This window comes from Leptolyngbya sp. NIES-2104, from assembly GCF_001485215.1.
GTDB lineage: Bacteria > Cyanobacteriota > Cyanobacteriia > Leptolyngbyales > Leptolyngbyaceae > Leptolyngbya.
Map to the genome: position 1 here is coordinate 2,245,331 of NZ_BBWW01000001.1, position 14,598 is coordinate 2,259,928.

Annotated in this window: 11 protein-coding genes; 9 read left to right on the plus strand and 2 right to left on the minus strand. The window is 47.2% G+C overall.

Annotated features, from left to right (window positions below; translation table 11 throughout):
* Window positions 1-116: 116 nt before the first annotated feature.
* From NIES2104_RS10370 to NIES2104_RS10400, 7 genes are all read left to right on the plus strand, one after another.
* Window positions 117-1,952 (plus strand): NAD(P)H-quinone oxidoreductase subunit F, encoded by a 1,836-nt coding sequence (locus NIES2104_RS10370; protein ID WP_058998147.1) that lies wholly within the window; start codon window positions 117-119, stop codon window positions 1,950-1,952.
* Between the two features lie 6 nt (window positions 1,953-1,958).
* Window positions 1,959-3,470, plus strand: a complete 1,512-nt coding sequence (locus tag NIES2104_RS10375; RefSeq protein ID WP_058998148.1) for an NADH-quinone oxidoreductase subunit M — start codon at window positions 1,959-1,961, stop codon at window positions 3,468-3,470.
* A gap of 3 nt (window positions 3,471-3,473) precedes the next feature.
* Window positions 3,474-4,610 (plus strand): CO2 hydration protein, encoded by a 1,137-nt coding sequence (locus NIES2104_RS10380; protein WP_058998149.1) that lies wholly within the window; start codon window positions 3,474-3,476, stop codon window positions 4,608-4,610.
* Window positions 4,603-5,055 (plus strand): hypothetical protein, encoded by a 453-nt coding sequence (locus tag NIES2104_RS10385; protein ID WP_058998150.1) that lies wholly within the window; start codon window positions 4,603-4,605, stop codon window positions 5,053-5,055. Before NIES2104_RS10380 ends, NIES2104_RS10385 begins: the two co-directional genes overlap by 8 nt.
* A 362-nt stretch (window positions 5,056-5,417) precedes the next feature.
* Window positions 5,418-7,316: an NAD(P)H-quinone oxidoreductase subunit F gene (locus NIES2104_RS10390; protein WP_058998151.1), complete on the plus strand. Its 1,899-nt coding sequence runs from the start codon at window positions 5,418-5,420 to the stop codon at window positions 7,314-7,316.
* A gap of 50 nt (window positions 7,317-7,366) precedes the next feature.
* Complete coding sequence (locus NIES2104_RS10395; protein WP_058998152.1) at window positions 7,367-8,884, plus strand: NADH-quinone oxidoreductase subunit M; 1,518 nt, start codon at window positions 7,367-7,369, stop codon at window positions 8,882-8,884.
* Window positions 8,885-8,903: 19 nt separating this feature from the next.
* Window positions 8,904-10,208, plus strand: coding sequence for a CO2 hydration protein (locus NIES2104_RS10400; protein ID WP_058998153.1), 1,305 nt, complete (start codon window positions 8,904-8,906; stop codon window positions 10,206-10,208).
* 90 nt (window positions 10,209-10,298) lie between these two features.
* Here NIES2104_RS10400 and NIES2104_RS10405 read toward each other — a convergent pair whose 3' ends face one another.
* Entirely contained in the window at window positions 10,299-10,700 is a 402-nt protein-coding gene (locus NIES2104_RS10405) for a fasciclin domain-containing protein (RefSeq protein ID WP_058998154.1), read from the minus strand.
* 445 nt (window positions 10,701-11,145) lie between these two features.
* Between NIES2104_RS10405 and NIES2104_RS10410 the strand changes: the two genes are divergently transcribed.
* Window positions 11,146-12,102, plus strand: a complete 957-nt coding sequence (locus NIES2104_RS10410; RefSeq protein WP_058998155.1) for a LysR family transcriptional regulator — start codon at window positions 11,146-11,148, stop codon at window positions 12,100-12,102.
* Between the two features lie 267 nt (window positions 12,103-12,369).
* On the opposite strand, the gene NIES2104_RS10415 is transcribed toward NIES2104_RS10410, so the two are convergent.
* A complete protein-coding gene (locus NIES2104_RS10415; protein WP_058998156.1) occupies window positions 12,370-13,560 on the minus strand; it encodes a Coenzyme F420 hydrogenase/dehydrogenase, beta subunit C-terminal domain in 1,191 nt (396 codons plus the stop codon).
* A gap of 288 nt (window positions 13,561-13,848) precedes the next feature.
* Here NIES2104_RS10415 and NIES2104_RS10420 point away from each other — a divergent pair, with 288 nt between their 5' ends.
* Window positions 13,849-14,544, plus strand: a complete 696-nt coding sequence (locus NIES2104_RS10420; protein ID WP_058998157.1) for a response regulator transcription factor — start codon at window positions 13,849-13,851, stop codon at window positions 14,542-14,544.
* Window positions 14,545-14,598 lie beyond the last annotated feature (54 nt).

Here is a 14,598-nt window from a genome sequence, read left to right on the forward strand (position 1 = left end):
AATCCTAAGCATTTGAAACGCGAATTTTCAGAAATTGTACGTAAGGCTCCCTAAGTTCAAGCGAGTTTAGCTTTTAGGGAGCATTTTTATCAAACTTCTAGGCAACAGAGTAGGCTATGCAGCAGTTCCTTATCGAATCAAGCTGGTGGATTCCTTGTTACGGACTCTTGGGCGCGGTTTTGTCGCTGCCTTGGTCGATCGGAATTATTCGTCGGACTGGTCCCCGTCCTGCGGCTTATTTAAATGTACTAACGACAGTACTGGCATTGGTGCATGGAACGGCTCTGTTTACCGCGGTGTGGGGACAGGAACCTCAGCATTTCGCGTTTCACTGGCTGCAAGCGGCAGATTTGGATTTAACGTTTTCGCTTGAACTGTCTTCGATTAGTGTCGGCGCGATGGAACTGATTACGGGCTTGAGTTTGTGTGCTCAAGTGTTCGCGCTGGGGTACATGGAGAAAGACTGGGCGTTGGCGCGATTTTTTGGTTTGATGGGATTTTTTGAAGGTGCGATGAGCGGATTGGTTGTGAGTGATTCGCTGTTTCTCACTTACGCGCTTTTGGAAACGCTGACGCTTTCGACTTATTTGTTGGTTGGGTTCTGGTATGCTCAGCCGCTGGTCGTGACTGCGGCGCGAGATGCGTTTTTAACGAAGCGGGTCGGGGATGTTCTGCTGTTGATGGGCGTTGTGTCTCTGTCAGCACTGTCTGGGAGTTTGGATTTTCCAGGCTTATATGATTGGGCAGAGAAGGCAGAATTGTCTCCAACAGTGGCGGCTCTGCTGGGATTGGCTTTGATTGCGGGACCGATCGGGAAATGTGCCCAGTTCCCTCTGCACCTCTGGCTAGATGAAGCGATGGAAGGACCCAATCCTGCCTCGATTCTGAGAAATTCAGTCGTTGTGGGTTGTGGTGCCTATGTCTTGATTAAGCTTCAACCGATTATTTCACTGTCGCCTGTTGCTTCGACTGCTTTGGTGACATTGGGGACGATGACCGCGATCGGGGCTTCTCTTGTTTCCCTTGCTCAAATTGATATCAAACGAGCGCTATCCCATTCCACCAGTGCGTATCTGGGATTAGTTTTTATCGCGGTGGGAATTGGCTGGACGGATTTTGCGTTGATTTTGCTGTTTGCTCATGCGATCGCAAAAGCGCTTCTGTTCATGAGTACCGGAGCAATCATCATGACTACAAGTTGCCAAGACATTACTGAAATGGGTGGTCTGTGGTCAAAAATGCCTGCAACGACCACGGCATTCTTAACGGGTTGTGCTGGATTAGTTGGACTCTTTCCACTAGGTGGATTCTGGGCATTGCAGCGTGGCATTAATGATTTTTGGTACGACGAACCTTGGTTAATTGTCGTGATTCTGGTGGTGAACGCACTCACTGCTTTGAGCTTGACCAGAGTGTATCGCTTAGTGTTCATGGGTGAAGCTCAGCCGAAAACGCGACGCGCTCCCGAAGTGCCTTGGTTGATGGCAGTGCCGATGGTTTCACTTAGCGTTTTCACTTTGACCGTTCCGCTGATTCTCAATACGCTCAATCTCATTCCAGATTTAGAATTCTTCAACTGGTCAGCAGCAGGACTGTTGATCATGTCTGGAATGACAGGCACTGCTTTAGGATTTGCAATCACGCTGAATTACGCTTGGATTCGCCCGATTCAAGCACCGTTGCGATTCTTCCAGGATTTGCTGGCGTATGACTTTTACATGGAGCGGATCTATCACGTCAGTGTGGTTCTGACTGTGAATGCGATCGCTCATTTTAGTTCCTGGTTCGATCGCTACATTGTCGATGGCATTGTGAATTTTGTTGGATTGGCTTCGATCTTCAGCGGCGAAACTTTGAAATATAGTTCTTCCGGTCGATCACAAGGATATATGTTGACGATTTCGCTTGTGGTTGGCTTGTTAGGGGCGCTTTTAACTTGGTCGATGTGGTAATTGCTTATGTTAAGTGCATTAATTTGGATACCGATTTTGGGGGCGTTGATTGTTGGGCTATTGCCTGGAACGATCGCGGATAAAAATGTTAGAAGAATTGCGATTGTAACCGTGAGTATTGCTCTCGTTGTGTCGCTTTATATTGCAACTCGGTTCGACACAATTACGACGGGGCTTCAGTTTCAAGAAGATCTTCCCTGGTTAGAGCCTTTAGGATTAACTTACCGATTAGGGTTAGATGGGTTATCGCTGCCCTTGGTTGTTCTCAATTGTTTTCTGACGCTGATTGCACTATTTTCCACACCGACAACAATTGCGCGATCGCGGCTCTACTACTCGTTAGTTCTCGTGATCAATGCTGCGGTTGCTGGAGCATTCCTCGCTCATAACTTGCTGCTGTTCTTCTTATTTTATGAGCTAGAACTAATCCCGCTTTATTTGCTCATTGCAATTTGGGGAGGAGCAAGACGGGGATATGCTTCGACTAAGTTTCTAATCTACACCGCAGTTTCAGGAATTCTGATTCTGATTGCGTTTTTGGGTCTGACTTGGTTGAGTGGTGCAACTTCGTTTGAATACAATCCAGCGTTATCTCAAACGTTACCTTTAACCTCTCAGTTTGTTTTGTTAGGTGCGATTTTGATCGGGTTTGGGATCAAAATTCCTTTGTTTCCGCTGCACACTTGGCTGCCGGATGCTCACGTTGAAGCTTCTACACCGATTTCGGTTTTACTCGCCGGGGTATTGTTGAAGCTTGGAACTTATGGGCTGTTGCGGTTTGGATTGCAGTTGTTTCCGCAAGCTTGGGCGGCATTGGCTCCCTATTTGGCGATTTGGGCTGTCGTGAGTGTGTTGTTTGGGGCATTTACTGCGATCGCCCAAACTGATATGAAAAAAATGGTGGCTTATAGCTCAGTCGGTCACATGGGCTTCGTTCTTCTTGGTGCTGCGGCTGCAACTCCGGTTAGTCTATTAGGCTGTGTATTTCAGATGGTGAGTCACGGTCTGATCTCGGCTCTCTTATTTGCGCTGGTGGGTGTGGTGTATGCCAAGACGGGAACACGCAATATTACTGTTCTAAAAGGATTGCTGACACCAGAGCGAGGTTTACCGATCGTGGGTAGCTTGATGATTCTTGGTGTGATGGCGAGTGCGGGAATTCCGGGAATGGTCGGTTTTATCTCTGAGTTCTTGATCTTCCGGGGAAGCTTTACGGCGTTTCCGGTGCAAACATTACTAAGCATGATCGGAACGGGTCTGACTGCCGTTTACTTCTTGCTGCTGGTGAATCGAATTTTCTTTGGGCGGTTGCCGGATCAGTTTGCAAATTTGCCTGCTGTATCCTGGTCTGAACGAATTCCCTCGCTCGTTGTTGCAGCGCTAATTGTGTTGTTAGGTCTACAGCCGAGTTGGTTAGTGCATTGGACAGAGACAACGACGACTGCAATGTTAAATAACTATTCGACGATCGCGACTCCGATCAAATCTGAACGCATTTCGGTTTTACCGCTGGAGTAAATTATGGTTGCTGCACCCTCAAAATCTACACATCCGCTGGCTGAGATTGTCGATCGCATTGAATCCGGTGGCGCTCTCTTACCCGAATCGCCGATCAATTTGATCGAAGTGGTTGGCGTTCTTAAAAGCTATGGCGTGGTACTAGATGCTTACTCGCGCAATCTGAAGTTTATCGCTGATCATCAGTTTTTAGTGTTGTTTCCGTTTTTCAAATATTTTGATGGCGAGATTACAACGAAGAAGCTATTAAAGCATTGGTGGCACGATCGCATTAATTACGAATTCTCTGAGTACTGCATGAAAGCCATGATGTGGCATGGTGGCGGCGGATTAGATACTTACCTCGATAGTCCTGAATTTGTCGAACTCGCTCAAGAAGCCATTCAAGCAAAGATTAAAGGGAATTTCTTCATCAGCAATCTGTCTAAGATTTTTCCGAATTTTCTGCTTGAGCAGATTCGGATGTCTTGTTACTACAGTGCGATCGGGCAATTCTGGACGGTCATGAGCGAGATGTTTCTCGAATTAAGCGATCGCTATGACAACGGTGAAATCAAAACGATTCAAGATGTCGTTGAGCATGTGAAATCGGGACTTGTGAACAATGCCGCTTTACCAATTACCTACGGGGTGAAAATTGGCGATCGTACTTACGACATCATTCCAGAATCCGCCGGGCTGCAATTCCTGATGGATACTGCCGTTCCTTATGTTGAAGCGGTCTTTTTCAAGTCTTTTCCATTCATGGGAACCGTTTCTTACAATGCTCAAGCACGACAAATTCCGTTAGAACAAGAGCGATTTTCTTACGGTGCGCTGTATGCTGATCCGCTTCCTGTTGGCGGGGGTGGAATTCCGCCGACATTACTGATGCAGGACATGATGCACTATATTCCTGAATATTTGCATGAGTTGTATCGTGAATCTCCCAGAGGTGAAAACGATATTCGCGTCAAAATCTGTATTAGTTTCCAAAAGTCGATGTTCTGTGTGACAACAGCGGCGATTTTGGGATTGGCTCCTTATGCGATCGAGACTCAAAACCCAAAAGAGCAAGCCGAAAATCGTAAATACTTGGAAGGCTGGATGGATAAACTGATGGAATCACGCCTCATCAGTTTTCAGTCTTGTGATGTTTGAGCAGATTGACGGCATAGTTCAGGCTGGATATCGGGTTGCGTCAGGTAGGACAGAAAGCAGCCCGTATCCACAAGGCACGATCGAGATGCAAATTCCATTCTTCAAAGCATTGGGACTCGATCTCTCAAAGTTTTTTCCTGGCACATTGAATATCAACATCAGCCCGAACAGATTTGAACTCATCTCGCCTCAATACACGTTCAGAAATGTGTATTGGGCTGAAGGATTTCCTCCAGAAGATTTTTCCTTTACGCCTTGCCAAATTATTTATCAGCATCAGAATTTTGATAGCTTAGTTTACTATCCGCATCCAGAGACAAAGATCGGGCACTTTCAGAATGCGTCGATCGTCGAAGTAATCGCGCCATTGATTCCTGATTTGAAATATGGCGATCACGTTACGCTGCGTATTAATACTGACGAAATTCGGATTGTGCAGAAATAGATTTGAGGCGATGAAATACGATCGTAGAATTAAATGATCGATCGATGAATAATTTCCGTAATCACTATAAAGATTTCCAATGGTTGAATTTAGTATTGATAATTATTGATTCGGATAATCACAATCATAATTAATAAGTTATACGTCCCGTCATCACTGGATTTCAGCGCTTGACTTGAAGGATGGGTCGTGTTTCTTTCAATGCTTAAGTGTGATAAACATTATAGTTACTACCGAGTGTTTAAGAATTTATAAAATCAGTCCAGGGCGCTATGGCAGTGAGTTGGGCACTGTTTGTTTCTGGCAGACGATTTCTCATTCATCTGGTTTCAATTCAGCTTGCTATCTAGAGGTGAATTTCGATGGCTCACCCTTTGCTTCAGAGCATTTGGTTAATTCCTTGCTATGCCCTTCTTGGCGCAGCTCTTTCCGCGCTTTGGTTTCCGGGAATTACACGGCGGACAGGTCCCCGCCCTTCTGGATATATCAATGCGATTATGTCCTTGTTTACATTTATTCATGCTTCTTTAGCGCTGCCTGCAACCTGGGGACAGCCGTCACAAGAAATTTTGATTCCTTGGCTGGATGTTGCGGGTTTGAATCTAACAATCCCGATCGAGATTTCTACTCTGAGCGTTGGCGCAATCGTGCTCGTGTCTGGAATTAATCTTCTAGCACAGACCTACGCTTTCGGCTACATGGAAATGGACTGGGGCTGGGCGCGATTTTTCTCGCTGCTCGGCTTCTTTGAAGCGGGAATGACTGCACTCGTGCTGTGTAATTCTCTGTTTTTCAGCTATTTCATTCTAGAAATTCTGACGCTTGCGACTTATTTGCTCGTTGGCATCTGGTTTAATCAGTCTCTTGTGGTCACAGGTGCACGAGATGCGTTTCTCACCAAGCGGCTCGGTGACTTGTTCTTGCTGATGGGCGTGGTAGCACTGTTACCGCTGGCAGGAACCTGGAACTTCAACGAACTTGCAGAATGGGCGCAAACGGCTCAAGTCGATCCGAAAGTCATTACCTTGGTCGGTTTAGCGCTGATCGCGGGTCCGATGGGTAAATGCGCTCAGTTCCCGCTGCACTTGTGGCTAGATGAAGCAATGGAAGGTCCGGTTCCCGCATCGATTCTGCGGAACTCGGTGGTCGTCGCAACGGGTGCTTGGGTGCTCTACAAGCTTGAACCTGTATTAGCGCTGTCTCCGACGGTGCTTGGAACGACGGTATTTATCGGTGCAGTGAGTGCGATCGGTGGATCATTAATTGCGATCGCTCAAATCGACATCAAGCGGACGCAGTCTTATCTTGTCACCGCTTACATGGGTTTGGTCTTTATCGCGATCGGGACTCAGCAACCCGAAGCGGCTCTTTTACTCGTTTTGAGTCATGCTCTCGCTTCTGCATTGTTGATCATGGGTGGTGGTGCAGTGGTTTGGAATAGCATCACGCAAGATGTGACGATGTTGGGTGGATTGTGGTCGCGTCGTCCGGTGTCGGGTTTTAGTTTCCTGATCGGTCTTGCTGGATTGGTGGCTTTTCCGCCGTTTGGGGGATTCTGGGCGCTGCTGAAAATCTGTGAAGGCGTGTGGGGCACTCAGTCTTGGATTGTGGGCATTGTGCTGTTGGTAAATGCGTTTGCAGCATTTGGAGTAACTCGCGTCTTCTGCTTGCTCTTCTTGGGTGAATCGAAGCAAATGGCACAGCGATCGCCAGAAATTCACTACTGGATGGCGTTGCCGATGATCTTCATGATGGGCTTCACGCTACATCTGCCGCTGATTCTTCAAGCGTTGAATCTGTTACCAAGCTGGGCTGAAATCAATACCGATTTAGCTCTATTGCTGATTTGGTCAACGATTACAGGAATTGCGCTCAGTGCAGTAGTTTACACGAGCAAGAGTATCGCGAAACCTGTGGTGCTTCCCTGGAAAGGTTTGCAGGATTTGTTGGCGTATGACTTTTACACCCCGAATCTGTATCGCAGCACGATCGTATTCTTCGTAGCCCTGGTTTCTCAAATCACGTCTTGGTTTGATAAATACCTGGTAGACGGAGGACTGAACCTATTCGGATCGTTGACTGTGTTCAGTGGTAAAAACTTGCGGTATAGCACATCGGGACAATCGCAATTTTATATGTTGACGATCGTATTTGGAATCGCCTTGATCAGTGTTCTACTGAGCTTGCCTTTTCTTTCGCACGTCACCGTCTCGCTGTTTCCGCAAAACCCGACTGACATCGTGATGAACGTTCAGCGTTAATCGCCCGCTTCAATTCTCTCTAGATCCTAAGCTCGAAAGGAAAGATTTCTATGCTGAGTCCGTTGATTTGGCTACCGCTGATCGGTGCGTTAGTCATTGGGTTAGTCCCAAACCTTTCTGCAAAGCAAGCAAAATTAGGCGCGATCGCAGTTTCGGGTGCGATTCTCGCGTGGACGGTTGTTCTATTGTTGAACTTCGATCTGAGCCAGCCCGGTTTTCAGATGAAGGAATATCACACCTGGATTCCAACTCTGGGAATTAGCTACAGTTTAGCGATCGATGGTTTATCTCTACCGCTTCTCGCTTTGAGCAGCTTGATCACGATCATTGTGGCTTCTAATGGTGAAGTTGGACTGAAGCCGGGTGAAAGCTTGCAGCGTCCTCAACTGTTTTATTCACTGCTATTGATTGTAAATTCAGGTGTTGCAGGTGCGTTTTTAGCTCAAAACTTGCTGCTGTTCTTCTTGTTCTACGAAATCGAGCTTGTTCCGTTCTATCTGCTGATCTTGATCTGGGGCGGACAGAAGCGCGAATATGCTGCAATGAAGTTCCTGATTTACACAGCGGTTTCAGGCATTTTGATTCTGACAGCGTTCCTCGGTGTCGCTTGGTTGGGTCATGCTGCAAGTTTTGACTACAGCGATATCAATACAACCGCGCTTCCTCAAAAGGTTCAGTTAATTCTACTGACATTGGTACTAATTGGATTTGGAATCAAGACTCCGTTAGTTCCGCTGCACACTTGGCTGCCAGATGCTTATGTTGAAGCTTCGACTCCAGTTGCCATCTTGCTCGGTGGAATTTTGGCGAAGCTTGGAACATATGGTTTAGTGCGATTTGCGCTCGGAATGTTTCCGGAAACTTGGAAGCTCGTTTCGCTTGGGCTTTCAATTATTGCAGCCGTTTCGATTCTGTATGGTGCATTGTCCGCGCTGGCACAACATGACATTAAGCGAATGGTGGCATTTAGCTCGATCGCTCATATGGGTTATGTGTTGCTTGGTGCTGCTGCGTTAACTCCACTCGCGATGGTAGGTGCAGTCTCACAAATGGTGGCACATGGTTTGATTCTGGCGCTGTTGTTCTACTTGGTGGGATTGGTTGAATCGAAAACGGGAACCCGCGATCGCGATATTCTCAACGGTCTATTGAACCCAATTCGAGGCTTGCCGCTCACCAGTGCACTACTCATTCTCGCAGCGATGGCAAGTGCTGGAATTCCTGGACTCGCTGGATTTGTGTCTGAGTTTCTCGTGTTCCAAGGTAGCTTTGCAACTTTTCCAGTGCAAACTTTAGTCGCAATCTTGGGAACAGGTTTGACGGCGGTTTACTTTGTGATTCTGCTAAATCGGACTTGCTTTGGAAAACTAGATAACTACACCGCTTACTATCCCAGAGTCAAATTTGCCGAGTACGTTCCTGCGCTCGTGTTGACGGCGTTAATTTTCTGGTTTGGCATTCAGCCGACTTGGTTAGTGCGCTGGAGTGAGCAAACGACGAAAGCGCTTGTGACTGCTGCCATTCCTCAAGTCGAGCAAGTTGCATTTAATTCCGTCGATCGTTCTTAATTGACCCAGGAGAGACACCATGAATATGCCCGCTCCCACCAAAACCAAGCTGCCTCCATCGCAGCACCCCTTCGCAGACGTGATTCACCGCATGGAAGCAGGCGGCGCAATGCTGCCCGATACGCCCGAAAATTTGATGCAGATTATCGGTCTGTACAAGGCGTATGCGGTTCCGATGGATTTCTACTGGCGTGATTTGCTCTACATCGGTGAGCAAGTGTTTCTCAATCCGCTACCTGTCTTCAAGTATTTCATTTCCGATGAGTACATGAAGCGTCACAATCACTATTCGGGTGATGATGCGGATTTGCGGATTTGGCGCGGAACCGCAGAAGCACACCCGGAACTGATCGAGTTCATGGAAAAGGGAGAGCTAAACAAAAAGCTGCCACGCGGACTGCACCATCTTTGGCACGATCGTATCAATATGGAGTTCGCTGAAGAATGTATGCGGGCGATGTTGTGGCATCGGGGAATGTATGTTCCGGTGAATCAGTTCGATCCGTACCTCGATAGTGATGAGTACAAAGCAAACGCCGATCGAGCAATCAAAGCTTATTTCCGCAAAAATCCAGTGATGGCGGGATTGTACAAGCTGTTCCCGGATATGTTCTTGGAGCAGTGCCGTCAGGCATCGTACTATGCGAATCTCGGATTGTTCTGGGAAGTAATGGCTCCGGTGTTCTTCGAGATGTCCGATTTGTATGATGAGGGCAAGATCGCAACCGTTCCACAAGCGATGGATTTCTTGGTCAATGGAATTTTCGCGATTGCAGGTCGCCCCATCTATCACCATGTGTACATCGACGGTGAATGCTACGAAATCATTCCGAAATCAAAAGGATTCACCTGGCTGTATGAGGCTGCATTACCTTATGTGGAAGCAGTTTTCTACAGAACGGCTCCCTTCCGAGGAACAAAGTCTTACAACGCTCAAGCGGGACAAGTTCCAGACGCTCAGAAAGATTTTCACTACGGCGTTCTGTACGCGGATAAATTCCCGGTTGGAACGGCTGGGATTCCGCCGACATTCTTAGCTCAGGATATGTTGCACTTCCTGCCGCCGTATTTGGTGGAATATTACCAGCAACATTGCCGGGGTGAGGACGATATGTTGGTGCAGCTTGCCGTGAGTTTTCAGCGATCAATGTATTGTGTGACCTCTGCGGTGATTCAGGCATTGCGTGGTGCGTTGCTGTATCCGTTAGATGATCCGAATCCGAATCATTTGATGGCGAATCGGCGGTTTTTTGAATCACAGCTCGATCGATTCCTGCGTCCTGAATCGCGGATTCGGGAAATCCAGAACCAGGATTATCGGTAAACACTTTGTGGGTTGAGCATCTTGCCTGACCCCTTCTCAAAAAAATTGGGAGTGATCTTGCAATCACTCCCCCATTCATTCACCCGATTCCTAACCCATTAGAATCACGGTATCAATCACATGAATGACACCATTATCAGCTTCGATATCTGCTGCTAATACCGTTGCATTTTTCACCTCGAAACCATCCTCGAAGTGAAACGGAATCGGTGAACCTTCCAGAGAAGGCAATGATTCTAGCTTTTCCAAATCAGCTTTCATATACTTCCCAGCAACCACGTGAAACGTCAGAATGCGGGACAGTTGTGGAATATTTTGGACAAGGGTTTGAATCGTTCCCGGTGGAAGCTTCGCAAACGCATCATCATTGGGTGCGAACACCGTGAACGGACCTGGGCTTTTCAGCGCATCGACTAAATTTGCCGCCTGCACAGCGGTCACAAGCGTACTGAACGAGCCAGCGCCAACTGCAATATCAACAATATCTGCCATAGTTGCGATCCAAGGGTAGAGGGTAACGGAGCACAGAACCTTTCAACTGTAGTCACCCCATTGAACTTTACAATGAGAATGCTGATTTTGTTAATTAAAGTTCTGTTGCGATCGACTCAAGCAGACCGCATCCGGTCTATCATGCTGAGCCATAAGAAAAGCGTTACACGGGCTAGATCTGAAGGAATCAAGTTTCATACTGCGATACGCCACAGTCAGCAAACTCACTCCAACAAAATTCTGAATCGTGCAACGCCAAATTGGAAGGGAGCATATTGCTCTTGTGTATTATCATAGCTACAAAACCTATAAGAAAAAATCGCTGTTGTCTATGAGTTGCATAGATTGGTTTCTATACAGCGGTTTTGAAAGCCCGAATCAATGCAAGTTTTGACCGTTCGATTGTTTCGTTTAGCGATCGTTTCTCAAATCAGGAGAGTTCATTTTGCAGAATGCGACCTTGCACCAGTTAAAAGTTTTTGAAGCTGTCGCTCGCCATAGCAGCTTTACTCGTGCGGCTGAGGAATTGTTTCTCACGCAGCCGACCGTTTCCATGCAGGTGAAGCAGTTGTCGAAAACCGTTGGCTTGCCTTTATTCGAGCAGGTAGGGAAACGGCTGTATCTGACAGCAGCCGGAAAGGAATTGTATTCGACCTGCCGCGATGTGTTTGAGCGATTGGATCAGTTTCAGATTGCGATCGCGGATCTCAAAGGTCTGAAACAGGGTACCTTGCGCCTTGCTGTCGTGACTACAGCAAAATATGTGATTCCGCGTATTCTGGGTCCGTTCTGTCAGCGTTACCCAGGAATTGATGTTTCGTTAACGGTGACGAATCATCAGTATGTGCTCGATAGCTTGGCAGATAACCGAGATGATCTCTACATTTTGAGCCAACTGCCAGAAGATTCAGAAGCGCACTGTGAGCCGTTTATGGAAAATCCGCTGGTCGTGCTGGCTCCAAGAAGTCATCCGTTAGCTAAAGAGAAGAACATTCCAATCTCTCGAATTTCTGAGGAACCGTTCATCATGCGGGAACCGGGATCGGGAACGCGCAAAGCAGTTCAAAAGCTATTTGATTCTCAAGGCTTACCGATGAAGGTCAAACTAGATTTGGGTAGCAATGAAGCAATCAAACAAGCGATCGCGGGTGGTATGGGCTTATCTGTCCTGTCGAAGCACACGTTAGCACTCGAAGGGGTGAACAATCAGCTTGCCATTCTCGATGTGGAAGGATTCCCGATCGAGCGTTACTGGTATGTGGTGCATCCATCTGGAAAACAACTTTCTGCGATCGCTAAAGCGTTCTATGACTATCTGATGAATGAAGGCAAGCAAGTTGCTGAGGAAACTTCAGTGTTAGGAAAGCTCGATCAGAAAGAGAAAGAGACAGTGGAAGTGTAGGGCGTGTTTTAGGACCGCTCTTTAAAGCTCCTCGCTGCGTTCGCGTCCGCCCCGGAATGGAATTCGGGGCTAACAGTGCGAAGTCCTTTGAAAAGGACTGAAGAGACTGCAATTGGTTTTTAGTCCCCTTCAGTGGACTTCGTTTCGTTAGCCCCGAATTCCATTCCGGGGCGGGTGAACAACGCAGCGAGAAGGCTCTAAAACACACTGTTCTAAGGCACACTCTAGATAGACAAGGAGATGGAGCAAACCCCGTCTCTTTTTTTGCTATTCCGGTAGCTTGTACTGTGAAACAATCCGCTTAGCATAGGGTGGAATGTGCTGTTCTAACTTCTCAGGATAATTTCGTTTCACATACAGATAGTTCCGCGTGAAATGAGAATCGATCGAGAATCGCGCATACTCCAACCCTTTTGGACCGATTTTTTCAATCACAACGCCCATCAGTTTCGCTGCCCACATCGGTAAAGTCACCGCTTTATCGTAAGCCGGAATACTTTGCTGAACGGCTTGATGTCGATCGCCTTTTGACATCACAGGTTGAGTTTCGATTTTGTCCTGCACCAGATCAAGCATCTCTTGACCGCGATCGTTCCGCACAACAATCCACTGCCAGCCAAATGGCGCACCCATGTACCCGACGACTAAATCTGCTAACGAATTCACATAGTCAAAGCAGCTTAAACACGAAGGCGCGAACACATCTTTAAGCTGATTCGTTTTCAACCCAAAAAACGGCACTAATTCAGTCGAGCCATCTTCGTGCTTGAAGTGAACATTAAAATCTTGCATGAATTCGTAGTACACCACCGTTTCAGGCGATCGACTGGTGGTATCTAAGAATTTCTGCAATCCCGCACGACTCACATTATCCGTGCAAGGCGTTCCCAAGACGTAAAGCTTTTCTAGTCCCAGCTTTTTCTCAACTGCTCGTAAAGCCTGAATCTGACAACCCACTCCGATGACTAACAATCGCTTCATTCCCGATCGTTCTACTAGCTCTAGCACAGAGAGATTCGGGGAAAGTGTGGGCTTATTGACTTTTGCAGCGAGAATTTCTTCAGGAGTGGTAGCGATGATAGGTTTCGGTTGAAAGCGATCGTCTTCGGTATTTTGAACGCAGACCACACCTTCGACCATTCCACGAGTCAGCATTTCAATCGCGATCGTGCTGACAATTCCCGTCCATTGTGCTCCTGGAATCGGCTCTGTTTTCCGGGCTGCCATCATGTCCTGGCTCACCCCGAAATACAAATCATCCGAATTCTCTAAATCTCGACTGCGCCCGTGGGTTTGCTCTTCGAGTTCCGGAATCTGTTGATTGATAAATGCACAAGCTTCCTTCACGTAGTGAATATAGTAGGTGTCACACAATCCACATTCGCTGCATAGCTCTTTTGCCGGACGGCGGCTCGAAGGTTTGAGTGCTTTCGCTTTTTTATGAGGAACGAGGGTCATTTTCTTAAAATTGAATTCGATCGCTATTGATCACAATACCGTAGGACGGCGACGTAAAAAGAGAGAATCCCTCGCTCAAGCGTCCTAGCATTCATTAAATGTGAGATTCAAATTTGTATCGAAAAGTTAACAAAAGTCAGCCCAAGGATAGAGTGAGGAATAGATTTTTTCTTTCTAAAGCTCTGACTATGGGTAGACCGACAATCACAGGTATCCAGTTTAGAATCGTTTCAGTAAAATAAATCTGCAATTGAGCTGAAAGTTTATATTTCTGTTGGAGTAGCCAAGATGGATAAGATTCGAGTCGTGCTGATTGAAGATCATGATCTCACTCGGTTTGGTATTCGTGCGCTCCTGAAAGAGCAAGGAGTTGAACTCGTCGGGGAAGCGCGAGATGCGAGATCGGGCTTAAATCTAATTCGCTCGCTTCAACCGGATGTGGCGATCGTGGATATCGGCTTGCCGGATATGACCGGGATCGAACTCACCCAACAGTTCAGAGCCGATGCAGAGTCACCCCAAACCAAAGTCTTGATCATGACGATGCACGACGATGAGGAAATGGTGTTAGCAGCATTCGCGGCGGGTGCAGATTCGTACTGCATGAAAGACATCACGGGTGGACGTTTGGCAGAAGCGATTCAAACCACCGCAGGCGGAAACGCTTGGATTGATCCCGCGATCGCAAGAATTGTTCTCGGTCAGGTCAAACTTGCACAACCTGCCACCGCTGCAACGACCGTGACGATTAATCGGTTGTCGTCTGAAGATAGCGGCATGATTTCAGATTATCCGCTGACCACTCGTGAGTTAGATGTCCTAGAACTGATTGTCGATGGACGCAGCAACGCTGAGATTGCAGAGCGGTTGTACATCACGATCGGAACGGTGAAGACTCACGTTCGCAACATTCTCAATAAGCTGTGTGTGAACGATCGCACTCAGATTGCAGTTCGCGCCCTGAGAGCTGGATTGATCAAGTAGTTTCATCTTCAACAGCTAGGCTGAGATTGTTTTGTGGGGCAGTCTCAGCTTTTT

What these genes read in the sequence shown, in the direction of transcription:
- NIES2104_RS10370 (WP_058998147.1), top strand. Translation starts at nt 117, where the DNA reads ATGCAGCAGTTCCTTATCGAATCAAGCTGGTGGATTCCTTGTTACGGA.
- NIES2104_RS10400 (WP_058998153.1), top strand. Translation starts at nt 8,904, where the DNA reads ATGAATATGCCCGCTCCCACCAAAACCAAGCTGCCTCCATCGCAGCAC.
- NIES2104_RS10385 (WP_058998150.1), top strand. Translation starts at nt 4,603, where the DNA reads ATGTTTGAGCAGATTGACGGCATAGTTCAGGCTGGATATCGGGTTGCG.
- NIES2104_RS10395 (WP_058998152.1), top strand. Translation starts at nt 7,367, where the DNA reads ATGCTGAGTCCGTTGATTTGGCTACCGCTGATCGGTGCGTTAGTCATT.
- NIES2104_RS10405 (WP_058998154.1), bottom strand. Translation starts at nt 10,700, where the DNA reads ATGGCAGATATTGTTGATATTGCAGTTGGCGCTGGCTCGTTCAGTACG.
- NIES2104_RS10390 (WP_058998151.1), top strand. Translation starts at nt 5,418, where the DNA reads ATGGCTCACCCTTTGCTTCAGAGCATTTGGTTAATTCCTTGCTATGCC.
- NIES2104_RS10380 (WP_058998149.1), top strand. Translation starts at nt 3,474, where the DNA reads ATGGTTGCTGCACCCTCAAAATCTACACATCCGCTGGCTGAGATTGTC.
- NIES2104_RS10375 (WP_058998148.1), top strand. Translation starts at nt 1,959, where the DNA reads ATGTTAAGTGCATTAATTTGGATACCGATTTTGGGGGCGTTGATTGTT.
- NIES2104_RS10420 (WP_058998157.1), top strand. Translation starts at nt 13,849, where the DNA reads ATGGATAAGATTCGAGTCGTGCTGATTGAAGATCATGATCTCACTCGG.
- NIES2104_RS10415 (WP_058998156.1), bottom strand. Translation starts at nt 13,560, where the DNA reads ATGACCCTCGTTCCTCATAAAAAAGCGAAAGCACTCAAACCTTCGAGC.